Here is a 25,464-nt window from a genome sequence, read left to right on the forward strand (position 1 = left end):
AGCTATTTTTATAGTAAATAATTATCTAAAAGATAACTTACTAACATGAGTTTTTGGAGGAATATGAATGTTTAAGATTTTAAAGAAAAGAATATTAGCAGATAATCTTTATTTAATGGATATTGAAGCTCCAAGGGTTGCGAAATCAGCAAAACCTGGACAATTTGTTATAGTTAAATTAGATGAAAAAGGGGAAAGAATCCCTCTTACTATTTGTGACTATAATGCTAATGCCAACTCAGTAACAATTGTGTTTCAAACCATAGGTGCTTCAACAAGAAGAATGGCAATGTATGAAGAGGGTGATTTTTTTCATGATTTTCTTGGTCCTCTTGGTGTCCCATCAGAGCTAGTTAACGAAAAAATGGAAGCCTTAAAGGATAAAAAGATAGTATTTGTAGCAGGTGGTGTTGGGGCAGCACCAGTATATCCACAAGTGAAGTGGTTAAACTCAAAAGGGGTAAAAGCAGATGTAATCGTAGGAGCAAAAAATAAAGATATTTTAATACTAGAGGAAGAGATGAAGGAGGTAGCCGGCAATCTTTATATAGCAACAGATGATGGTTCTTATGGACATAAAGGCTTAGTTACAGAAGTATTAAAAGATTTGGTTATAAATCAAGGGAAAAAATACGATTTAGTTGTTGCTATTGGACCAATGATAATGATGAAATTTGTATGTATATTGACCAAAGAATTAGATATAAAAACAATAGTTAGTTTAAATCCTATAATGGTTGATGGAACTGGAATGTGTGGAGCGTGCAGGGTTACTGTAGGGAAAGAAATTAAGTTTGCATGTGTAGATGGTCCAGAATTTGATGGCCATTTAGTTAATTTTGATGAAGCATTGAGAAGACAAACTATGTATAAAACTGAAGAAGGAAGGATTCAATTAAAGAAAGAAGAAGGAGAAACTCATCATGCAAATGGATGTAGCTGTGAAGAATAATGGATAGAATGAAGAGAATACCAATATCAGAGCAGGATCCAAAGATAAGGAGAGCAAATTTTGAAGAAGTCTGCTTAGGATATACTGAAGATGAGGCCCGAAAAGAAGCATCAAGATGTTTAAGTTGTAAGTCGCCTAGATGTGTAGTGAAATGTCCAGTTTCAATAAATATTCCAGGTTTTATTGCTAAGCTAAAAGAAGGAGATATAAAAGGAGCCTTAGAAATAATATCTGAAGATTCATCATTACCTGCAATTTGCGGAAGGGTATGCACACAAGAAAGCCAGTGTGAGGAACAGTGTGTGTTAGGAATAAAAGGAGAAGCTGTAGCTATTGGTAAACTTGAACGATTTGTGGCTGATTACGTTAGAGAGAATAATATAAGGTTATCAAACGATATAAATAGAAATGGAAAAAAGGTAGCAGTTATAGGGTCAGGACCAGCTGGACTAACTTGTGCAGGAGACTTGGCTAAAATGGGATATGATGTAAAGATATTTGAAGCACTTCATGAGCCTGGAGGGGTTTTGGTTTATGGGATACCAGAATTTAGATTACCTAAGGACACTGTTGTTAAATATGAAGTTGAAAATGTCAAAAGATTAGGGGTAGAGATCGAAACAAATGTAGTAGTAGGAAGAACTATAACAATTGATGAATTACTAAGTGAAGAAGGCTTTGATGCTGTATTTATTGGTTCAGGTGCGGGGCTGCCTAAGTTTATGGGTATACCTGGAGAAAATGCAAATGGAGTGTTTTCAGCTAATGAGTTTTTAACAAGAAATAATTTGATGAAGGCATTTAAAGAAGGATATAATACTCCGATAAAAATGGGGAAACGAGTAGCAGTAGTAGGCGGAGGAAATGTAGCCATGGATGCAGCTAGGACAGCATTAAGGTTAGGAGCAGAAGTTCATGTAATATATAGAAGAAGTGAAGAAGAACTTCCGGCAAGATTAGAAGAGGTGCAGCATGCAAAAGAGGAAGGGGTAATATTTAATTTACTCACAAATCCAATAGAGATATTACAAGATGAAAGTGGATGGGTAACGGGTATAAAGTGTATAAGAATGAAGTTGGGAGAGCCAGATGAATCTGGAAGGAGAAAACCAGTTGAGATTCCAGGTTCAGAGATGGTTTTACCAATGGATACTGTAATAATGTCTCTAGGAACCTCTCCAAATCCATTAATATCATCAACTACGAAAGGATTAGAAATCAATAAAAGAAAATGTATAGTAATTCAAGATGAGACCGGTAGAACAACAAGAGAAAGGGTTTATGCGGGTGGCGATGCTGTAACAGGTGCAGCAACTGTAATTCTTGCTATGGAAGCAGGGAAAAAGGCAGCAAAAGGAATAAACCAAATGCTTCAAAATATAGATTAAATCTTAGTATATATAACAGTGAATATAGTTAAAATAAGTAAGAGAATTAACCTTAAATGAGAATATCATTAAAAGGTTAATTCTCTTATTTAGTAATGTATAATCTATATTAAAAAATAACAATTATTCAAATTCGAAAATTTATGGTAATATATTCATAGATATAATTATAAAAGCAGGAGGAGAAATATGGATTTCGAAAGAATAGAATACTCTGAGAATAGTGTAAAATTGGTTGGATGTAAGAATTTTAATGTAAAGCAAACAATTGAGTGTGGTCAATGCTTTAGATGGGAAAAAATTAATGAGGACAATTACATAGTAATAGCGCATGAGAGAGTAATAGAGTTAGAACAAAGAGGAAATGATGTATTAATTTTAAATACCAGTAAAGAGGACTTTGAAAATATCTGGCTAGATTACTTTGATTTAGAAAGAGACTATTCTATGATAAAAGTTGAATTATCAAAGGATGAACTCTTAAAAAAAGCTGTAGAATATGGATATGGAATAAGACTTTTGAATCAAGATCCATATGAAATATTAATAAGCTTTATTATTTCTGCAAGGAATTCAATTCCAATAATAATGAAAACAATAAGAAGAATTTCAGAAAGATGGGGTAAGGAGTTAGATTACAAAGGAAAGAAATATTTTGCTTTCCCTACAATTGAAGAATTCAGTAAAGCTTCTTTAGAAGAAATAGTAGAAACAGGAGCTTCTTTTAGAAGTAAGTACATATATGATACACTAATTAAATTAAATGAAGCTAAAGGAAATAGGGATGATGAATTTTCCTTAGAAAGAATAACTTGTTTAGAAGATGATGAGTGTCATAGTGAATTGCAAAAATTTAAGGGTGTAGGTGCAAAGGTAGCAGACTGCATCATGCTATTCTCAATGAAAAAATATTCAGCATTTCCGGTAGATGTATGGGTAAAAAGAGCAATGCAGCATTTCTATTTAGCACCTGATGTATCGTTGCCAAAGATAAGGGTATTTGGTAGAAATAAATTTGGAAAGCTATCTGGATTTGCTCAACAATATTTATTTTATTATGCTAGAGAAAATAAAATTAAAATTGATTAAGTAGTTTAGGCAATGAGTCGATATATATATTATATTTACCATTGCCTCTTTTTAATAATGTGAAATAAGAAAAGGATAACATTAAGTAAAAAGATAAAATAATAGGCAATAAAATGGCATTTTATGAAAAAAATAATATCATGAAGATTGTTATTAATTTAACAAAAAAATATGGTATAATTGTTAAGGTATGTATATTTATATTAGGAGGTCTAAATATGTTCCAATTTGAAACTCAACTAAGTAAATTAAAACATGAAGTATTAAAAAGTGTTGCAGTATTAGCTAAAGAGGATAGACTTAATAAAGAAGAATTAGATAAAATTCCATATGAAATAATAACTGATAGTACACCAAGATATAGATGTTGTGTATATAAGGAAAGAGCAATTGTTTCAGAAAGAGCTAAATTAGCAGCAGGTTTTTTAGCTGATGGGGACAAAGTGGATGGAGAACTTATAGACATTAGACCAAATGAACAAATTGTGTATGTTATAGAAGCAGCTTGTGATAGATGCCCAATAAATAGGTTTACAGTAACTGATCAGTGTAGAAATTGCTTGGCACATAGATGTCTTGAAGCTTGTGCAGTAAACTCAATATCTATTGTTGGGGGTAGAGCATACATAAATCAAGAAACTTGTAAAGAATGTGGTATGTGTAAAACAGCTTGTCCATACAATGCCATTTCAGAAGTAATGAGACCATGTAAGGTATCATGTCCTACTGGAGCATTAATGGTAAATACTGAGGATAGAAGAGCTATGATTAATGAAGAAGATTGTGTGAATTGCGGTGCATGTATGTCAGCATGTCCTTTTGGTGCAATTTCAGATAAGAGTTTGATAGTTCCAGTTGCAAAGAGATTGGCTAAGAAAAGAAAGATGTATGCAGTAGTGGCACCAGCAATATCTGGTCAATTTGGAATGAAGGTTACTTATGGACAAATTAAGAGTGCTATTAAAAAATTAGGATTCGAAGATATGGTAGAAGCTGCTTGCGGTGCAGATGCTGTTACTGTGCATGAGTCAAATGAATTTGTGGAAAGAATGGAAAATGGAGATAAGTATATGACTAACTCTTGTTGTCCAGGTTTCTTAGGATACATAGAAAAGAAATTCCCAGATCAAGTTGATAGGATATCTGGAACAGTTTCACCAATGATAGCAACTGGTAGATATATAAAAGCAAATGATCCAGAGGCAAAGGTTGTATTTATAGGACCTTGTACAGCAAAGAAAAGTGAGGCTGTTAAGGAATCTATTTCAGATGCAGTTGATTATGTTTTGACCTTTGAAGAGTTATATGCTTTACTAGATGCCTTTGAAATATATCCTGATGAATGTGAAGATAATCAAGTTGATGATGCTTCAATTTTTGGAAGAGGTTTTGGAGTAGTTGGAGGGCTTACAGCAGCTATTGAAAATTTTGTTACTGATAAAGGAATAGAAATTGCATTTAAGCCAGTTAAAGTTAGTGGTGGAGCAGATCTAAAGAAGACTATGACATTAGCTAAAGCAGGAAGATTAGACGGGAACTTTATTGAAGGTATGATGTGTCAAGGTGGATGTATAAATGGAGCTGGAAGAATGATTGCTCCAATGAGAGCAAAAGCTGTATTTAATAAATTAAATGCAGCAGGAACTAAAAAAGCAGTTCTTGCAAATGATAAGATAGAAGGATTTCATGATATAAATCTCGAAAGATAGTTTATAATAATAAGAGCTTGTGTATGCAGGCTCTTTATTTTTGAAAAAAATACCAATATAATATAGTAATATAAAGAAATTTAGAATTTGATAATTCTCAAAAGAAGGAGGACAAAATGTATAAAAAAGAAGCAACATTGATTCTAACACTAATTGCAGGAATAATGCCACTTATTATGTATCCTTATGGAGATGACAGCTATTATTTACCTAAAACAATATTTTTATATGTTATGTGTCCTTTATTAATTATGATTTTGTTTCTTGAAAGAAAGAAATTAATTATTGATAAAAAAGATGTAACGTTAATGTTCTTTTTATTATTTGTATTAATCAGTACATTTTTTTCAATGGATATTATTATTTCAGTTTTAGGCAATGAGGTACGGTATGAAGGGTTAATAATGATAATGTTCTATGGGATTATCTACTATACAGCCAAAAGATATTTAATTATAGATAAAAAAGCAATTGGATTTATTACAGTAGTAGCGATAATTATAGCTATTTATAGCATATTTCAATATTACGGTATAGATCCAATTCCTAAAGATACTTATCATGCTCTAATAAATAATAATTCTATAGGAACTCAAGGTAATAGAAATTTTCTTTCCACGTATATTACTCTATTTCTTCCGATTATATTAGGATTATATATTTTAAAAGGGAGGATGAAATTTTTAGTTGCAGCGACAATTTTATTTTCATCGTTACTATGCACTCTAACAAGAAGTGGATGGTTAGCATTCTTAATATATTCATTAATAGGATTAGTATATGTTATTAGAAAAAATAATAAAAGTTATCTAAAAAGAATAGGTATAATATTGATAATTTTTACCGTAGTTACAGTTGTAATAAATATCAGTACTGGTGGTTCGATAACGGGTAGAGGAGAGCAGTTTGCTAAAGATGCAGGAAACATAAGTGAATATTCTGGCTCAGGGAGAATTTATATATGGGATTTAGCCATTAAAATAACTAAGGCACATCCGCTTTTAGGTAGTGGACCTGATACTTTTAGATATGTAATTGAGAAAGAGTTTAAGAATGAAGGTATTGTATGGATTCAAGAACATAATTCAGTTATAGATAAAGCTCATAATGAATTTTTGCAAATAAGTTCTACTATGGGAATTCCAGCACTTTTAGCATATTTGTTGTTCTTAATATTAGTAATTAATGATAATGTAAAAGGCATATTTAAAAATGAAGTGAGCTTCCTGTTTGGAATTACTATAGTTGGATATTTGGTTCAAAGCTTCTTTAATATAAGCGTTATAAATGTGGCACCTTTATTTTGGATGCTTTTAGGTGCTAGTAATAATATTGATGTTAAAAGAGATTTGAAAAATGATTTATTAATAAATGAAGCAATTCAATAATAATAAATAAAGATAATAAATTAGTCCTCAATAAATGTATTGAGGACTTTTAAATAAATTATAGTCTTATGACAGCCTTTTATTCTTTGATGAAAAATGCTTAATTAATTGTGGAATCAGTAAAAGTATAAAGAAAATAGCTACAATAGCTATAAGATAACTTGAAAAAACTTCTTCTGGCAGCGCATTGATTATTGGGTCAGTTACAGGATCGAATAACCAATCATTATTGTTAAAAAATATTTTGTGGAATTTTTCAAAAGACCATGAAAAATTAATTATTATTGGTAAAGCAATGAAACCACAAAGAATAAGTAATGTAATTAAGAATTTGGTATATCTTGAAAACAAGTCTTTTATATTTTTTCTATAGAAGTATATAAATATAATTATGACTATTAAGCTTATCCAAAAAAGTATATCCATTTTTAAAAATAAAATTCTTACTTCCTCGAAGTGAAACTTACCTTCAGGGGAAAACTTAAAATATTTTAATGGAAAATCTAAAAGCTTATAGCTTCTCAGATATTTCATTAATTCTGTAAAATCAGAATAAATATTTTGGGCACTCATAGACACCTGACTTGGTATATTATAGATATTCATTAATAGTTTATAAAAGGGAGTGAGATTTATAATTACCTTAAAGGCTAAAGTAATAGAAAAGATAAAATAGCATATATAAAATAGCCATTGTTTCAAAATTGTATAAATTGAAGAAGATTTTGATGTTTTCATTATATAGTTACTCCTTTTTGTTAATAATAACAAATGGTTTTAATTTAAAACCTTTATTTTATCTAGGCTTAAATAATATTTTATTATATGTAGAATATAAATGCTAGCTAAAAATACAATTAGTGTCCTGCATAATCACCTTGACGATTTTTTATATATTTAGGATATATAAGGTATGAAGATATTATGATGTTTGAAGGGGATTGATTTATATAGAAAATAATAGCATTTTAGAGAAAACGCTAAATATTTTGAAATAATCCTATATTTTGGCTAATATATAGCATATAAAAAGAACTATTTAATTTGAAATTAAAGGATTATTTATTTATTATAATAATTGTATTAGCACTCTACCTAAATGAGTGCTAACAATTTGATAAATATTAATTAATATAAATTAAGGAGGGGTTGTAATGAGAGTTAAACCACTTGGAGACAGAGTAGTAATTAAAAGATTAGAAGCAGAAGAAAAAACAAAAAGCGGAATAGTATTAACAGGAACTGCTAAAGAAAAGCCACAAGAAGCAGAGGTAGTAGCAGTAGGACCTGGAGCAGTAGTAGATGGCAACAGAATCCCTATGGAAGTTAAGGTTGGGGATAAAGTATTATTCTCTAAATATGCAGGTACAGAAGTTAAACTTGATGGAGAAGAGTACACAATATTAAAGCAAGATGACATTTTAGCAATAGTAGAATAATAAGGAGGTAATAAAATGGCTAAGACAATTATATTTGGTGAAGAAGCTAGAAGATCTATGCAAGCTGGTGTTGATAAACTAGCTGATACTGTAAAGGTTACTTTGGGACCTAAGGGAAGAAATGTAGTTTTAGATAAGAAATTCGGTACTCCGTTAATTACAAATGATGGAGTTACTATAGCTAGAGAAATAGAATTAGAAGATCCATATGAAAATATGGGAGCTCAACTAGTTAAAGAAGTATCTACAAAGACTAACGATGTAGCAGGAGATGGAACAACTACAGCTACTTTATTAGCACAAGCAATAATTAGAGAAGGATTAAAGAATGTAACTGCAGGCGCTAATCCAATGCTTATTAGAAATGGTATAAAATTAGCTGTAGATAAGGCAGTTGAAGAAATTCAGAACATTTCTAAGCCTGTAAACGGCAAAGAAGACATTGCAAGAGTAGCTGCAATTTCAGCTGGAGATGAAACAATAGGTACATTAATATCTGATGCAATGGATAAGGTTGGAAATGAAGGAGTAATTACTGTCGAAGAATCCAAATCAATGGGTACTGAATTAGACGTAGTTGAAGGTATGCAATTTGATAGAGGATATGTTTCTGCTTATATGGTAACAGATACAGAAAAGATGGAAGCAGTTCTAGAGAATCCATATATTTTAATAACTGATAAAAAGATAACAAATATTCAAGAAATACTTCCTGTATTAGAGCAAATCGTTCAAACTGGAAGAAAATTATTGATTGTTGCTGAGGATATCGAGGGTGAAGCAATGGCTACCCTAATTGTAAATAAATTAAAAGGTACATTTACATGTGTAGCTGTTAAGGCACCAGGATTTGGTGATAGAAGAAAGGATATGCTTCAAGATATAGCAGTATTAACTGGAGGAACAGTTGTATCAGAAGAATTAGGAAGAGACTTAAAAGAAACAACATTAGATATGCTTGGTCAAGCAGAAAGCGTTAAGATATCTAAAGATAATACTGTTATTGTAAATGGAAGAGGAAATAAAGAGGAAATAAAGGCTAGAATTGGTCAAATAAAGAGTCAAATAGAAGAAACATCTTCAGATTTTGATAGAGAAAAGTTACAAGAAAGATTGGCTAAACTTGCTGGTGGAGTAGCAGTTATTAAAGTTGGTGCAGCTACAGAAACAGAATTAAAAGAAAGAAAACTTAGAATCGAAGATGCTTTAGCAGCAACTAAAGCAGCTGTAGAAGAAGGAATAGTACCAGGTGGTGGAACAGCTTATGTTAATGTAATGGGCAAGGTTGCAGCATTAACTTCAGAAGTTGCTGATAGCCAAGTTGGTATAAACATAATTGTTAGAGCTTTAGAAGAACCAATGAGACAAATTGCAGCTAATGCAGGGGTTGAAGGTTCTGTTATAATAGAAAAAGTTAAAAATAGTGAAGCTGGAATTGGATATGATGCTTTAAATGGTGAATACACTAACATGCTTAAAGCTGGTATTGTAGATCCAACTAAGGTTACAAGAAGTGCGCTTCAAAATGCAGCTTCAGTAGCATCTACATTCTTAACTACAGAAGCAGCTGTAGTAGATATTCCAGAAAAAAATCCTCCAATGCCTAATCCTGCAGGTATGGGAATGGATGGAATGTACTAAAAATAAAATATTTTTACTTATAAAGGAAGGTATCTTTGGAATACCTTCCTTTATTGTTTTATAAAATAAGTTAAGAAAAATTTTAGCTTGATTAGGATTGAGCTTTTATGGCAATGCTTTAGACAAAGTTTTAGAAAGGAGGTATACAGTATTGAAAAGAAGAAAGAGAAAAGGCTTCACCTTAATTGAGGTTGTAGCAGTAATGGCTATAATAGGAATTTTAGCTGTAGCTTTAGTTCCTAGAGTATCTAAGTATATGAATCAAGCAAAAAAAGTAAAGGTATTATCACAAGTTAGAACAGTAGTGACAAATGCAGAGATGTATAATGCTAAGAATAATTCACCTATTCCTGCAGATACCCTTGTTAGTGATTTTGATGCATACATAGCAGCGGATGAGAGAGCTGACTTTGCAAAAGATACAAAAATGATTGAATCTTTAAAACTCTCACAATGTCAGGCAATTCTTAATGAAGAGAAAGATTTTACCATTGGCGGAGATGGGACAATATCAGTAGCAACAAGTTAATTATATATTGGGGATAATTATATAATTAAGCTATAGGATTTTAAGTTCAACTATTAACTTACTCTCGTTTGAAAATGTCCAGAAGCAGACATCTTCAAACGAGAATAAATTAAGAAAAATTTATTTACATATATATGAAATGTTGTATAAAAATATTATAATTAATATAGATTCAAATTTAACTAAAAAGTGATGGGAGAAAAAATGGGAATATTAATATTTATAATTGGACTAACTATTGGAAGCTTTTTGAATGTGTGCATATATAGAATACCATTAGGAGAATCTATAGCATATCCTCCATCACATTGTACAAATTGTTCAACAGAAATTAAAGCATATGATTTAATACCTGTAATAAGTTATATATTTTTAGGCGGTAAATGTAGAAGCTGTGGAGAAAAGATTTCCATTAAATATCCTATATTAGAATTATTTACAGGAATAATGTTTTATTTCGTCTTTAAAGAATATGGTTTGACATTTTTTGCGCTTAAGTACTTTATAATGATTGTATTTTTAATTGTAATAGCTGTAATTGATTTTAATACGCAAGATGTTTATTCTGTAACAACATATTCATGTATAGCTATTGGAATTATTATGACGTTAATAGAAAAAATATATTTAAATGTAGACATTTGGCCTTATATAATAGGGCTGATTATTGGGGTAGTAGTTATAGGTGGAATAGTATTTGTTGCTGGTGGAATGGGAGAAGGAGATATAGAGATAGCTGCTATATGTGGTATTTTTCTAGGATGGCAAAATATGATTTTAACACTTCTTCTATCATTTATAATAGGAGGAATAGTTGGAGGAACTCTAATTATTTTTAAAAAGAAAACTAAAAGAGATGCAATAGCATTTGGACCTTTCTTGTTTATTGGTGCAATGATTTCATTATTTTTAGGTAATGAAATTATATCTTTGTATATGAATTTTTTGAATTTAAATTAATGAAAATATTTGTAAAATTATATTAAATCTAAAATTTAATAATAGTATATAAACCTTAAGAAAAATGTTGACAAATCCCAAGAAATGTCACATTTTTTTTATTGATTAATTTAAATTATAAAGATATACTGAATTTATGACACTAGGTAGGACAATTTAGTATATCTAAGGTTTTAGAGGGAGATACGATGGATGGAGTAATTAAGAGACGCTTAGGGGATATGCTAGTGGAATTTGGGAAAATTACAGTACCTCAATTACATGAAGCCCTTAGGAAACAAAAGATAACAGGGAAGAAAATTGGCGAAATATTGATAGAATCAGCTATGGTAACAGCTGAAGATATTATGGAAGTGTTAGAAAAGCAGACTGGAATTACTCGTATTAATCTAAATATCACTTCTTTTGATAAAAGAGCACTTAAAGCCATTCCAGAAAGTGTTTGTATTAAACATGAATTAATACCATTTGGTTTTAAAGATAATAAAATTTTAATTGCCATGTGGGATCCACTTAATATATTTGCGATAGATGATGTATCCATATCCTCAGGTTTTGAAGTAGAATCATATATTTGTACAAGAGAGCAAATAAAGAAACATATCGAAATGCTGTATTCTGGTCAGAAAGTTATAAAGGCAGCAGAAGAACTTTCCAAAGAAAAATTAGTTGCTAAAGAAATACAGGAACATGTTGAAGAGGAATTAGATGATATAAGAAATGCTCCAGTAGTAAAAATGATAGATTATCTATTCAAAAATGCTATTGAAATGAGAGCATCAGATATTCATATTGAACCCTTTGAGGATGAAATAAGAATAAGATATAGAATTGATGGACAACTAAGAACAATTAATAATTTACAAGTTGAAAGTCAAGCAGCATTAGTTACAAGAATAAAGATACTTGCAAACTTAAATATAGCAGAAAAAAGAGTACCTCAAGATGGAAGAATATTAACTAAAGTAGGGAAGAAAAATCTAGATTTAAGAGTATCTATTTTGCCAGTAGTATCTGGAGAAAAAATAGTTATTAGAATATTAGATAGAGATAGTTATCAAATTGGAAAAGAAAAACTAGGACTTGGAGAAAAAGATTTAGAAACTCTAGAGAGAATAACTAAATCACCCCATGGAATAGTTCTTGTTACAGGACCTACAGGTAGTGGAAAATCTACAACCTTATATACGGTTCTAAATGAATTAAATACTGGTGATTTAAACATTGTAACTGTAGAAGATCCAGTGGAGTATACCTTAAAAGGAATTAATCAAGTTAATGTTCATAGCAAAGCTGGATTAACCTTTGCCAGTGGTCTGAGATCCATATTAAGACAAGATCCAGATGTTATTATGATTGGTGAAATTAGAGATAGTGAAACTGCTGAAATTGCAGTTAGATCAGCTATTACAGGCCATTTAGTGTTAAGTACACTACACACTAATGATGCTCCTTCTTCAATATTGAGATTAGTGGATATGGGAGTAAAACCATATCTAGTTGCTACGTCTTTAGCAGGAGTAATAGCACAAAGACTAGTTAAAAAGATTTGTCCTAATTGCAAAGAAGAATATGAAGCATCTCTTTATGAAAAGACTATTCTAGGTGAACATAATGATAAATCTGTAGCCCTATATAAAGGAAAAGGTTGCGGCTTTTGTAATGGGACAGGCTATGTAGGAAGAGTTGGAATATACGAAATAATGGAGATAACAAGAGAACATAGAGATTTAATTCTTAACTCTAGAGATTCAAATCTCCTTATGGACTTATCTATAAAAAATGGAATGAGAACATTAAGTGAAGCATGTAAAGAACTTGTTCTTGATGGGATAACCACCGTAGAAGAATTGGCAACGATAGCTTTCTTTAAGGAATAAGGGAGGAGATAAAGTGCCCAATTATAGGTATAAAGCCATGAACCAAAAAGGGGAGAGGCTTCAAGGAACATATAAAGCAGAGTCAGAAGATGAAGTTATAAATATGATTAGTGCAAACAATTATTATCCTTTACTTGTAGAAGAAATACAGGAAGGCACTAAAATTCAATTATTTTCTTTTGAAAAGGTAAAAACCAAGGATATAGCAGTATTTTGTAGACAATTTTATACAATGTTAAATGCTGGAGTAACAATAAATAGATCATTACATATATTATCCATGCAGCTAACTAACAAAAAATTAAAAGAAAGCGTTGGAAATATAGAAGAGGAAGTTAAAAAGGGCCAAACTTTATCAGAGGCAATGAAAATGCAAGGTAGCATTTTCCCAAATTTGCTAGTAAGTATGATAGAAACAGGTGAAGTAAGTGGTAATCTTGATAGTGTATTTTTAAGAATGTCCACTCACTATGAAAAAGAAAATAAAATAAATAATAAAGTTAAATCAGCCATGATTTACCCTGCAGTATTAAGTGTTGTTGCAGTAGTAGTTGTTGTGGTGTTATTAACTTTTATTATGCCAACATTTATAGATCTGTTTACTCAAAGTGGAGCAGAACTGCCTACACCAACAAAAATTTTATTAGCTATTAGTGGTGGATTAAGAAATTATGGGTTAATTATAATTTTTATAGTTATAATTATTGGATTTTCAATAAGATCCTATTTTAAAAGTGAGGCAGGACAACTAACCTCAAGTAAAATAAAATTGTCTTTGCCAGTTTTAAAAACACTAAATCAAAAAATTATTGTTTCTAGATTTACTAGAACTTTGTCTACATTGCTATCAAGCGGTGTAACTTTGGTACAAGCTCTTGAGGTAGTTTCAAGTGTAGTTGGCAATAAGGTTGCAGAAGATATCTTAAGTAAGGTTAGAGAATCAGTAATAAAGGGGGAAGGCTTAGCTAACTCCATAAGCGAAAGTAGTATATTTCCACCTATGCTCTCTTCCATGATTATGATTGGAGAAGAGTCAGGGTCTTTAGATGATATTTTAAATAAAACAGCAGATTTCTATGATGAAGAGTTAGAAACGGCAGTGCAAAGAGCCACTGCATTGTTGGAGCCTCTGCTTATTTTAGTAATGGGAGTTGTAATAGGATTTATAATAATTTCCATAATGTTACCTATGTTTAATATGTATAACAATATATAAAATAATAAAGTTATCAAGGAGGAATAAAAATGACAAAAGCAATTACAACAAAGAGAAAAAAGAAAGGGTTTACCTTAATCGAACTTATTATAGTTTTAGCTATTATGGCAATACTTGCAGCTATTGCAATTCCAGGATTTAATGCGATAAGACAAAATTCAAGAATTAAAGCTGATAAACAAAGTTGTGAAGCAATTAAAAAAGCAGTACAGACTTTAGTTGTAGATGGAACACTAACTCATACTGGAACCGTTACATTAACAACTGAAGCGGACGTGGCACTGGTAAGTGGAACTATAGATAGTACTGATATAACTGCACTTAGGGGAGTTCTTGCAGATGTCAAAGCACCTGCAGATACTACAATTTCAGGTAATAAATTTACTGTACAAATAACTAGTACAACTGTTGAAGTAAAGACAGATAGTGCTGGTGTAAAAACATCTAGTGGTACATTCTAATTAACATCTAATAGAAAGTGTAAAGTTAATTTATTAACTTTACACTTTACTTATACAAACAATAAGGAATTTATGAGGTGATATTTTGGCAGCTAATAAGTTGAAATCCATAAATTTAGATACAATAAAGAAATTAATGAATACGGATCTAAGTAGTTTAAAAAATAAGATAAATGAAAAATCTAATAAAAAATCCCAGAAGAAAAGAAGAGAAGTTAATAAGACATTTCTTTCTTTTGATTTAGGTAGTGAAAAAATAAAAATAGCAGTAGGAAAATTCTATAAAGGAAAATTTACTATAGAAAAACTTATTACAGCGGATACACCAGAAGATTCAATTCAAGATGGAAACATTGTGAATCTACCTGCATTAGAATATTTTATTATGCAAAAGTTATCAAATGAGAATATAAAAATTAAGGATGCAATATGCACAAATAATTCAACCTCAGTAATAAACAGGGAAATAGTTATACCTGAAGTTCAGGAGGATGAAATTGATACCGTTGTAAAGTATGAAATACAACAATACCTGCCTCTTAATATGAATGATTATATAATTCAAAGCAAAGTTATTGAAAAAGCAGAAGTTGAAGGCAAAAAAGGACTAAGAACATTAGTTATAACATATCCAGATAGAATGGCAAGTACTTATTATAAAACTCTTACTAATGTTGGGTTAAAGCCTGTGGCTTTAGATATATCATATAATTCATTAAACAAGCTGCTAAATAATAGTAGAAAAATAAATGATAGAGAATATAATTCCAAAGATACATTAGCATTTATTGATTTAGGGGCTAATAGTCTTGGCGTTAACATATATAGGGATGGAAATCTTGATTTTTCAAGAATAATAAAATCTGGCGGAAGTAATATTGATGTAGCAATTAGCAAAACATTAAGACTTCCAATTAGTGAAGCAGAGAAAACTAAGATTACAACTGGAAGTTTATCTAATATGGAAGAGAGTGAAGTTAACAGCATTATAAAAGATGTTGTAGATGAATGGATATCAGAATTGCAGAGAATAATTCAATTCTATAGAAATAGGAAAATGGGAAATACAATAGATAAGATTTTCCTTTACGGAGGTTCTTCAAGTATAAAAGGGCTTGAAGAATATATAACAGATAAAATAGGTATTTCTACAGAAAAGGTTCAAAGTATTGATAGTATAAATTATAGTGAGTCAATAGAGAAATATTTAAATGCAATAGGCGCACTTATAAGGATATAGGGGGAGCGTATAATGAAGGATTTTAACTTTTTTGCCCCTTATCAAGGGAAACAAAAGCAAGCTAAGGATAAAAAAATATATATCTATACATTAGGTTTAGTTTTGATAGTAGTTATTTTTGGAACTCTTATATGGAATTCTGTTAGCATTTTATTATTAAATAAAGATATTAAGAAATACAATTCAAGTATAAATGCAGCTGATGTTCAACAGAAATATAAAGAAGCTGAAGACGTAAATAATAAAAGTAGTGTATTAAATAAATATAATGCATCAATTGATATCATAAATGCAACTATTTCTAAAAAAGATAGAATTTCATATGAAACAATTCATAATATAAATTCAACATTGCCAAAGGAAGTAAGTTTTGCAAGTATAACCATAGATGAGAATGCAATTGATTTACAAGGTTCAGCTAAGAATAGACAAGCTATTGGTGAGTTTCAACATAATATGAAAGCGTTAGATATTGTATCTGATGCACAGATTATAAATATTAGTGATGTTGATAATGGTAATTATAAATTCGAGTTAAAATGCACATTAAAGGATGTGGATAAATAATGAAGATAAGTAGTAGGGAAAAGTTTTTACTTGGAATATTACTAACTGCGTTAATAATTGTAGGATATTATGAATTAGTTTTTGTAAATCAAAGGGCAATTGTAAATAGATTGAAGAATACAAAGGCAGAAACTGAAATGAAATACAATACTGTGATGGATACAGTTAATTCTTTAGATAAGAAAAAGGAAGATTTAAAGGTATTAAAATCAAAAATTTATGATAAATCTGAGAAATTATATCCAACAATAATTCAAGAAAAGATAATTGTAGAGTTAGATGATCTTTTAAAGAAGTCTAATGTTAATGGCAGTATATCTTTTAGTGATATTTCTGTAAAAGGAATTGAATTAAGTGCAAGCAAGGTTCAAAAGTTACCTGAAAATTCTTTTGAACCATTTATAAAACAATATAATGGAGACTCTACTTCAAATACTAGTGAAAAAAATGATTCAAATAATAATCCAAGTAAAGATACTTCATTAAATGTTGAGCAAATAAAAGTGACATTAAATTATACAGGAACTTATGATAACTTAATGAAATTAATTAGTAATATTGAGCAAAATTCTAAAAAAATAGTATTATCTAATCTAGTTGTTATGTCAGGAGGGACTACTCAAGTAAATGGTTCTTTAGTGCTAAATTACTATAGTGTACCAAAAGTAGACAAACAAGATGAGGATTATTTTAATTGGACACTTAATAATAATTATGGTAAATCCAATCCTTTTGATATAGGGGTAACAAGTACCTCTGTAACAAAAAGTAATAACTATGACTTTATTATGACTGCAAGAGCAAGTAAATCAGACTTAGCAACTGTTGGGCTAAGATATGCAAGTGATAAAAAAATGGAAACTGGCATTTATGCAGATAGCAATTCACCAGAGGATGTAGAAATTACACTTTCACAAAAGGACGGCAAATATTACTATAAGTACAAAACAAGTAGAGAAAGTTATCCTAAAGGATATTCAGGAACAGGAGTTCAGTTTAATCCTAATGGAAGCAATATATTAATTGATATCATCTCAAATATAAGATTAGATGATAATGATAAGTCAGGAGTTAACCTTAAGGTAATAAATAGTACAGATAAGGAAGTTAGTGTAAATATTATAGGGGATGATTCTTCAAGACCAAGAGTGAAGGTCACTAGTGAAGGTAAGACAGTTAATATTACCAATAGTAAATAGAGGTGAATGCCTTATGAAGATTAAGAAAGTAAAAAAAGGAATGACGCTAATAGAAGTATTAATAAGCATAGCTATTTTAGGTATATTAATAGTGCCTTTAAGTTCAATGGTCTTAACCTCTGTAAGTATTAACAGAATGGGAAAAGAGAAGCAGCAGGGAACAAATGTAGCACAAAAAGTATTGGAACAAATTAAAATTATAGATGAGCCAAATATAGAGGATTTATATAATAATATACGAGCAAATTTCCCCTCTAGAGAGATTGGAACAAACGAACTTAAACTTTATTATGATGAAGATGGTAGTCCAGCGACACAAACAAACTACAAATATTTAATAGATTTAACCCTTAGTGAAAGGACTCACAATGTAGTAAATGATATTGTATTTAATAATAATATCCAGGTTAATGATTCAACATTAATAGCGTATAATAACCATCCTGAAGTGAGTATTAGTGATGAACTTAAAGTCGTAGTTAATGATGAAAATGAAACCAATTTAGAAATGATAATCAATGGAGTAGCTTATGATTTAAGTAAACAAAATCCAGATATAGCAATAACATTTGGGAAAAGCTTTACTAATATAAATGATAATCTAAGAATAGTTGTAGAAAATCATAGCAGTGAAAATTTAAATATTTACATTAATAAAAAGAAAGATATAACGGCTAATTATACAATTGTAAACAGTCTAGGTAGAGTAAATCAATTTTTTAATTATGAAGATAATGCAAGCTATGATGCAATAAATAATTCAGTAAAATTAGATTTAACTACATATGTGCACAATAATCAAAGTGGACAAGATAAGAGAATTACGCACGTAGAAGGATATAGAAATCTTGGAGAGTAAGGAGGGAGTATATGAAAAAGAAGGGTTCAACGCTTATAACAGTAGTTGCTATTTTCGCTATTTTATTTACTGTTGGTACTGCAATAATTTCACTAACTCTCTCTAGTTATAGATTAAGAAATGTACAAACAAAAAATTTAGAAAGTTTATATTCATCAGAATCTGGTTTAGATGAAGCAAAAAAAATTATAGAGGTGGCAGTTCAAACTGCAGTAAAGAAATCAAATTATGAAGCAGTTAACGAGGCAACCAAAATTAATGAACAGATAGATCTAGTTAAAAGGCAAGGAGCTTCTTCATATTCTCAGGCAATAAATACTATTGTAAATGAAAGAAAGAATACTAATGGTTTTGATTACAAAGTATTTTTAAAGGATGAAGCAGGAACCAATAATGCTGCAAATACTTTCTATTATATAAGTAATGATGGTACACTGGATTTAGATAGTATTGAGGCAAAAGAAAAAAACATATTCAAATCAGTATTCAAAAATATAATTACTGAAAACTTAAGACAATGTATCTCTAATGATGGAGAAAATTATACCTATCAATATCTTGGATTAGATAATGAAAATAATATTTCGTTTAGTAATGTAACTTTAAGTAATGACGCCAATATAGAACTAGAAGACTATAATACATTCGGAGATAGAGGTCTTCAAATTACTTTAGTATCTACCTTTAATAGCCCAGAAGGTAATGGGAGAACAATAAAAAGAAAAATTCAAGCTAATTACACTATAACTGTTCCAGATTTAGAAAATAGAAATTTTACTAATAATCCCTTACTTCAAAAGACTATTGCAGCAGATGGCAGTATGTATGTACTAAGTAATTTAAGAATTAATGGAGATATTTTTGTAAAAGGAGATGCTTCAGATAATCCATCTGACCTTGTTTATGGTAAATATGATGGAGGAATAAACTTAAATTTTGATAAAAGTGAACGAAGTGCATCAGGAACAGAATTAAATAGAAATGAAATAAATGTTAATCTAAATGGAAATGTAGTAACATCAAACACTCTTAACATAAAACAAAATAGTACAGTAAATGTTACTGGCGGAAATTTATATGCTAGAAATGTTAACTTAGGAAAGATAAAACTAGGAGATTCTGATATTTCAAATAATACATTGAATGTAAAAACAGATATGCTTGTAAACAATGACTTTACATATAATGCATTTAGGACTCAAGTTCATTTAAATAATTTATACGCAATAAATGATATAACAGATAATACTGGAGATTTAAGTAAGGCTAAAAATTCTAGCTGTATTATTATAAATAATTATATGAATGATGGGCAATCAGGAATCACAATAGATAAAGATGTTTTTATCTTAGGATCAGCATATATAAATGCAACAAATGGAGCTGGTGAAAAATATCAAACAGGGGAATCTATAGCTATAAAAGGTAACTATTCTGCATACACATCTCCTATTAATGATGGAAATAAGTATTTATTTGATTATTTTAATCCACTGCAGTTAGTTGATTCAGTTAATGGAAGTAGGATGACTTCTATGGAGCGTAAAACACGATATTTCCTTGATTCAACAAGTCGGAATGGGCTTCCTCATAACGGAGTAATTGAATTAAAGGGAAATCCGACAGATAATTTTCTAATTAGTGGGGCCTATATAAATGGGGATAATGCAATAGAACCGGAAGATGCTGATGTGACTAAGAATAATACCTTAATGAATAAAAGAAAAGAATTTGCAAACCAAGTGTATGAGATGGGAAATTTTAATACAAATTCGGCTGATGCATCTACAGCCTTATTACAAAAATATAATGCTAGTACAGTTGAAAAGGATGTTACTAATCTTATTAATATTTCAGGAGATATATTTAGGCAAGATGGAGATACAATAGTAGGTGTTTATCATAATAAAGCGAATCCTATATTGTTAAGTGATAGTAGTGCACCTAGGACCGGATATAGTAATGTAATTAACATAAGTGGAAAAAAGGGCATAATCATCACAGATTCCGATATTGTATTTGATAATAAGGACCTTAATTTTACAGGTACAATTATTACTACAAGAGACATATCAACCTTAGCAGGAGCGGATGAGGTAAATAATATTTCAATTAATTATGATGGAAATTTAGTTAAAGAACTCGTAAATAAATACAATCTAGAGAGTATTTTTAATACTTCAGATTCAGGAAAAACCCAAATAGGAAGTATTGAACTTAATAATAGTAATGAAATTAATACAAATGACTTGATAAAGACAAATGAGTGGAGAATAATAAGATAATAGAGGTGAGGTTTTTGAAAAAAAGAAAAAAGGGATTTACAATTATAGAATTGCTTTTAGTTTTAGCTTTATCAGCAGTAGTTTTAGGGGTTGTTTTTTCCTTTTTCCTATCAAATACCAGAACTATTAATGCAACAGGAGTAAATTCGGATTTACAAGAAGAAGCACAAGATATAACTGAAAAGATAACCAAGGATTTAATGGAGGCAGAATCCATTAGAGCTATAATAAATTCGGATAGTGTAGATGTTCTAACGAGAAATAGCTGTGATATATCAAGAGTGGAGATAGGATTTCTTACGGTTGAAAGTGTCACTTATTTATTAAGTGGAAGCAATCTAACTAAAAATGGAGAGGTAATAGGAACGGATGTTGAATCTTTAAATGTAGAAACTTTGGACGGAAGAAGTTTCTCACAAACAAAGGGTGTGAAAATTACAATAAACTTATCTAAAGATTTTGCAAATGAGAACTATACATATAAGGCATCAACTAATATAATATTTAGAAACAAGGGTGCAACTACTATGTAGGTAGAGAGAATAGAGCTTGAAAAAAGCTTGGAGTTAATATGTAAATTTTAAGGGGGTGAAACTAATGAGCAAAAAGAGTATTAAAAAGGTATCTATAATTATATCATTGATATTTATAGTTGCTATTTTAGCTACTGGTTTTATTATTAAACCCAAGGCAACTAGAGCTGTTGTTAATAGGGATACAATTTCTATATTAGAAATAGAACCAGGTGATAAATTTCGTTTAACAGAAAATTCAAAAGGTGCAACTAGTGGAGAAGAAAGATTTAAAAATCAAGTAGGTGGCAAGAAAATAATAGTTATGCATATGACAATGGCAGAGTATATATCTAAAGTTGATCAAATAAATGGTAAGTATGATGTAGTTGTTGTCGGAAGCTATTCAGGGGCGACAGGAGATAACTTTTCATATACAGCACCGTTTACTTCTAAGCCAGGATACATTCCTTTTGGGAAAGAAGTTAGGAATTTATCTGGAAATAATTATGGAGTTGCAAATGATAGTATTTTGAAAAAAAATGGACAAACTTACGTAGAATACTATAGTGAAAATGATATTACAAATAAAAGAGCTAGTGAAATATTAGAATTAATTAATTCCAATCAACTAGTATATATAGCTAATGAAGTTTTTTCAAATAGTAGAACCAAACTGTATAGTAATTTTAACAGTATTTCAAGAAGTAATTTGATAAAGACAAGCAATAGCACTATAACAGTTAGTAATATTGTTAGTAAATATACTAACACTAGTTCTAAGCCTAAATATAGACCTATATTAACAGTAAATAATAGTCCAGCAGACAATAATAGAAATATGAACTTTAACTATAATATTATTTCTGAAGATAATAACCCTTTAAATGTAAACTTATATTTAGATTTAAATGGAGATGGGTTGTTTAAGGATAAAGAGTTAGTTAAACAAATGCCAGTAACTCCTGAAAATGGGCAAATATCGGGCAATATAGGATATACATTGCAAAATAGTTTTGTTGGGCTTTTAACTTGGAAAATTGAAATAGAAACTCAAAATCATGTTAAAGTATATCAATTGGGAAGTGCAAATTATAATACTTATGATGGTAGTAAGGTTAATGTTAGAGTTTTGCAAGTCTATCCAATAAGTCAGGTAGATGGGAGTAATAAAAATATATTATCCTTAGAAAGTGATAATCAAATCAAAAGTTTATTAACACAAGTTCAAGATTACTCATTAACAATTACATCAATGTCTTCAACTGACTTTAATTCAAGAGCAGGAAGTTCATTAAAGTTAAATGGAACATATGATATGATTATTCTTGGCTTTGCTGATAGTTATGGATATGCTGATTTATCTTTAAATGCCATAAGTGAACTTAAGAGTTTTATAAGTACTGGACAGAGTGTTATGTTTACTCACGATACCTTAACTTACAGAAGTTTACCCTACAGCTTAATAGATTCATCTGATAAAAGCTCTAAAAATACAACTCAAGCGTTTAGGGATGTTTTAGGACAAGCCAGATATAAAGATACCTTAAATAATCCAAGTGAATTAGATGTTTATCCCCAATATAATGTAGCTACAGGAGCGTATGAAAACAGAACAATACCACATGATACTTCAAGTAATTCAAACAAAATTACCTATGGGTATACAGACGGTATTCTAAGAATGTTTGATAGCAATGCTAATGCAGGCTCATATAGTGGAGCATCTAACCAAGTATATAAAATGAATGATGGGTTAATCACTCAATATCCATTTGTATTATCAGATATTTCAGTTGCAGATACTCATTATCAGTGGTATCAATTAAATCTCGAAGATAAAGATGTGGTGCCATGGTATACGTTAAAGCCTAATGGTAATGGATATAATCAATATGATGCAAGAAATTATTATTACACCTATTCAAAAGGTAATTTGACATACTCAGGTACAGGGCATAGTGGAGGGTTCACAACGTTAGAAAAGGAACTCTTTGTAAATACAATGGTTAAGGCATCCAGAGGAGCAAATCATGCACCTACACTTGAGGTAACAAACTTAGATAATGATCAAGCTTTTTCTAAAAATCAAGACGATATTAATTTTAGTGTAACTCCATCAGATATGGATAACGATAAACTTACAACAACTATAACAGTAAAAAATGCAAGTGGAAATGCAGTAGGTTCGCCTATTTCATATCCCAATAAAGCTCAAGGAACACCGCTTCCTGTTTCTCTACCTAAAGATGAATATGATTTTACACAGATGGGTGGAAAAATGACAATCGTTATAAGAACAGTTGATCCGTTGGGTGCTTATTACGAAGAAACAAGGACAGTTAATTTGGTGAATGATGCCACAATTTCATTAACTAATACTCCAGAAGTAATTAGGGGATTAGTAGGAGATAAAGTTCCTGTGAATTTAATTGCAAATGCAAATGCAGGAGGGATAAATTCTCAAATAACTGATATTAAAGTTCAAGTACAAGCAAATGACAGTAAATATACTTTGGATAAGACTAGAATTTCTTATGATGATGTGATGTTTAGCCCTCAGCCAAACACCCAGTCACAAAATGGACCTATTAATGTTACTTTAAATGCTGAAGGAAATGCAAATATTCCATGTAATTTAAGTTACAATTATAATGGGAGTAATAAAACAGGAGATTATTCAATTCCAATAGCAGCAAGAACAGGTCATATAAATGTTTCAGTTGTTAATCAGAATAATCAAATGATTAATGGGGGAAGTATAGCAGTAACATCTCCAGGAAATATAATATCTAGTCCTATTAATTATAATGGAAGTATAATGACCTATGGAGATGATAGTAAGAAATTGACATCTGGTGGGTATTCATTTACATTGACTCCTCCAAGTGGATATGTTGTAGTAGGGGAAGCCACTAAAAGTTATCAACTAGGATATGATAACTCAGTACAAAATGTTCAATTTAAAGTTACAAAAGCACCTACTGTAAAGCTAACTTATGAAAAAGAGGATGGATATTTAAAAGGTGATAGTGGAAATGTAAAGATAAATCTTGTAGGTGTAAAAGGTGATTCTGACGGAGAGATATCAAACATAAAACTAAAGTTTTCTAATTATGATACCTCAAATGTCAAGCTAGACCAAAGCGATTTTACTTTTAATGATATCAGTTGTAGTCCTGAACCTCAAGGAGGAACGCAGAGTGAAAACTTGAGTGTGGATTTCTTGTCTGATGGCACTCTAAATGTCGATGGTGAGCTTAGTTATGATTTAACAGTTGAGGGAAATACCATTAATGTTACAGTTCCATGTCCATTAACCTTTGATGTAAAGCTAGGCACAGTATCTGGAGCAGTAAGTGTTATAGACCCTGTAACTAATGTTACTTCTGTAGGGAAACCTATTGTTGTAACCTTAAAAGATAGTTCGGATAATATTATCTCAAGTACAAGACTTACTAATGGTGCTGGAAGGTATTCATTTAATAGTATAAAGACAGGCAGCTATAAAATTTCTATAGATGAAGTAGAGGGATTTACTTTAGATTCAACAAGCAAAGTAGCAGACATTAATTATGATAATAATGCTAGAGTTTTAAACTTTAATTATACAAAGATAAATTCCACTTTAGCACATGGATTATATAATAATGGAACAATCGGAACAAGTTCTCCAAGTTTAACTAAAGAAACTTATGCTAACTTTGGAATAGATATAAAAACTTATGAGAATAATCCTAGTCTAGTATTAAAGCTGGACTCAAAATTAATGTCAATTGATGCAACAAATGAAAGTGATTTCAAAATTTATAAAGTTACAGATCAAGGTACCCTAGAAGAGGTTACAATAAGCGGTAAGATAACTAAGTTAGATAACCTAAATAAAGGATCATCCTATAAAATAAATTTAACTGATGTTGGTTATAAACATTATATTATAGTATATAGTGTTAAGTTTGGAAGTGATGATACCTATACAAATATTGTCTCTACTACGGGAGTTGGGAATGTACCGGTAAATATAAATTGTGGGGATTTGCCAGATTTATTTTAAAAAATAGGGCCGATTTAGTCGGCCCTATTTCTATTTGAAGAACAAAAACTTGCAATAAGTCTTTAAAAATGAAACAATTCATTCGTTGTTGACAAG

Annotated in this window: 20 protein-coding genes; 19 read left to right on the plus strand and 1 reads right to left on the minus strand. The window is 30.3% G+C overall.

Annotated elements, in window-relative coordinates; translation table 11 throughout:
• Positions 1-67 precede the first annotated feature (67 nt).
• From L1S47_RS14380 to L1S47_RS14400, 5 genes are all read left to right on the plus strand, one after another.
• The gene (locus L1S47_RS14380) at positions 68-952 is read left to right on the plus strand and encodes a sulfide/dihydroorotate dehydrogenase-like FAD/NAD-binding protein (protein WP_238884224.1); all 885 of its coding nucleotides are present in this window, start codon (positions 68-70) and stop codon (positions 950-952) included.
• Positions 952-2,340 carry an NADPH-dependent glutamate synthase gene (gltA, locus tag L1S47_RS14385; RefSeq protein ID WP_238884225.1) on the plus strand — a complete coding sequence of 463 codons (1,389 nt, stop codon included), beginning with the start codon at positions 952-954 and terminating at the stop codon, positions 2,338-2,340. Before L1S47_RS14380 ends, gltA begins: the two co-directional genes overlap by 1 nt.
• 189 nt (positions 2,341-2,529) lie before the next feature.
• The gene (locus L1S47_RS14390) at positions 2,530-3,429 is read left to right on the plus strand and encodes a DNA-3-methyladenine glycosylase (protein WP_238884226.1); all 900 of its coding nucleotides are present in this window, start codon (positions 2,530-2,532) and stop codon (positions 3,427-3,429) included.
• A gap of 218 nt (positions 3,430-3,647) precedes the next feature.
• Positions 3,648-5,138 carry a 4Fe-4S dicluster domain-containing protein gene (locus L1S47_RS14395; protein ID WP_202768811.1) on the plus strand — a complete coding sequence of 497 codons (1,491 nt, stop codon included), beginning with the start codon at positions 3,648-3,650 and terminating at the stop codon, positions 5,136-5,138.
• A 116-nt stretch (positions 5,139-5,254) separates the two neighbouring features.
• Positions 5,255-6,526 (plus strand): O-antigen ligase, encoded by a 1,272-nt coding sequence (locus L1S47_RS14400; protein WP_238884227.1) that lies wholly within the window; start codon positions 5,255-5,257, stop codon positions 6,524-6,526.
• 66 nt (positions 6,527-6,592) lie between these two features.
• Here L1S47_RS14400 and L1S47_RS14405 read toward each other — a convergent pair whose 3' ends face one another.
• Positions 6,593-7,264 (minus strand): TIGR01906 family membrane protein, encoded by a 672-nt coding sequence (locus L1S47_RS14405; protein WP_238884229.1) that lies wholly within the window; start codon positions 7,262-7,264, stop codon positions 6,593-6,595.
• Positions 7,265-7,680: 416 nt separating this feature from the next.
• Here L1S47_RS14405 and groES point away from each other — a divergent pair, with 416 nt between their 5' ends.
• The 14 genes from groES (at position 7,681) to L1S47_RS14475 (ending at position 25,368) form a co-directional block, all read left to right on the plus strand.
• A complete protein-coding gene (gene groES / locus L1S47_RS14410) occupies positions 7,681-7,965 on the plus strand; it encodes a co-chaperone GroES (protein ID WP_202768808.1) in 285 nt (94 codons plus the stop codon).
• 15 nt (positions 7,966-7,980) lie between these two features.
• Positions 7,981-9,606, plus strand: coding sequence for a chaperonin GroEL (gene groL, locus L1S47_RS14415; protein ID WP_238884230.1), 1,626 nt, complete (start codon positions 7,981-7,983; stop codon positions 9,604-9,606).
• Positions 9,607-9,757: 151 nt separating this feature from the next.
• Positions 9,758-10,135 carry a type II secretion system protein gene (locus tag L1S47_RS14420; RefSeq protein ID WP_238884232.1) on the plus strand — a complete coding sequence of 126 codons (378 nt, stop codon included), beginning with the start codon at positions 9,758-9,760 and terminating at the stop codon, positions 10,133-10,135.
• 204 nt (positions 10,136-10,339) lie between these two features.
• Positions 10,340-11,095: an A24 family peptidase gene (locus tag L1S47_RS14425; protein ID WP_238884234.1), complete on the plus strand. Its 756-nt coding sequence runs from the start codon at positions 10,340-10,342 to the stop codon at positions 11,093-11,095.
• Between the two features lie 188 nt (positions 11,096-11,283).
• Positions 11,284-12,975: a GspE/PulE family protein gene (locus L1S47_RS14430; protein ID WP_238884236.1), complete on the plus strand. Its 1,692-nt coding sequence runs from the start codon at positions 11,284-11,286 to the stop codon at positions 12,973-12,975.
• A gap of 13 nt (positions 12,976-12,988) precedes the next feature.
• On the plus strand, positions 12,989-14,191 hold the full coding sequence (locus L1S47_RS14435; protein ID WP_238884237.1) for a type II secretion system F family protein: 1,203 nt from the start codon (positions 12,989-12,991) through the stop codon (positions 14,189-14,191).
• A 29-nt stretch (positions 14,192-14,220) separates the two neighbouring features.
• On the plus strand, positions 14,221-14,652 hold the full coding sequence (locus L1S47_RS20640; RefSeq protein ID WP_275297850.1) for a type II secretion system protein: 432 nt from the start codon (positions 14,221-14,223) through the stop codon (positions 14,650-14,652).
• An 85-nt stretch (positions 14,653-14,737) separates the two neighbouring features.
• Positions 14,738-15,892 (plus strand): type IV pilus assembly protein PilM, encoded by a 1,155-nt coding sequence (pilM, locus tag L1S47_RS14445; protein WP_238884238.1) that lies wholly within the window; start codon positions 14,738-14,740, stop codon positions 15,890-15,892.
• Positions 15,893-15,904: 12 nt separating this feature from the next.
• Positions 15,905-16,459, plus strand: a complete 555-nt coding sequence (locus tag L1S47_RS14450) for a PilN domain-containing protein (protein WP_238884239.1) — start codon at positions 15,905-15,907, stop codon at positions 16,457-16,459.
• A complete protein-coding gene (locus L1S47_RS14455; protein WP_238884240.1) occupies positions 16,459-17,658 on the plus strand; it encodes a hypothetical protein in 1,200 nt (399 codons plus the stop codon). Before L1S47_RS14450 ends, L1S47_RS14455 begins: the two co-directional genes overlap by 1 nt.
• Before the next feature lie 13 nt (positions 17,659-17,671).
• The gene (locus L1S47_RS14460) at positions 17,672-18,517 is read left to right on the plus strand and encodes a prepilin-type N-terminal cleavage/methylation domain-containing protein (RefSeq protein WP_238884242.1); all 846 of its coding nucleotides are present in this window, start codon (positions 17,672-17,674) and stop codon (positions 18,515-18,517) included.
• An 11-nt stretch (positions 18,518-18,528) separates the two neighbouring features.
• On the plus strand, positions 18,529-20,802 hold the full coding sequence (locus L1S47_RS14465) for a hypothetical protein (RefSeq protein ID WP_238884243.1): 2,274 nt from the start codon (positions 18,529-18,531) through the stop codon (positions 20,800-20,802).
• 14 nt (positions 20,803-20,816) lie between these two features.
• Positions 20,817-21,335, plus strand: coding sequence for a prepilin-type N-terminal cleavage/methylation domain-containing protein (locus L1S47_RS14470; RefSeq protein WP_238884244.1), 519 nt, complete (start codon positions 20,817-20,819; stop codon positions 21,333-21,335).
• A 64-nt stretch (positions 21,336-21,399) separates the two neighbouring features.
• Entirely contained in the window at positions 21,400-25,368 is a 3,969-nt protein-coding gene (locus L1S47_RS14475) for a DUF5057 domain-containing protein (RefSeq protein ID WP_238884245.1), read from the plus strand.
• Positions 25,369-25,464: the final 96 nt, after the last annotated feature.

This window comes from Clostridium sp. YIM B02551 (assembly GCF_022324735.1).
Lineage (GTDB): Bacteria > Bacillota > Clostridia > Clostridiales > Clostridiaceae > Clostridium_T > Clostridium_T paridis.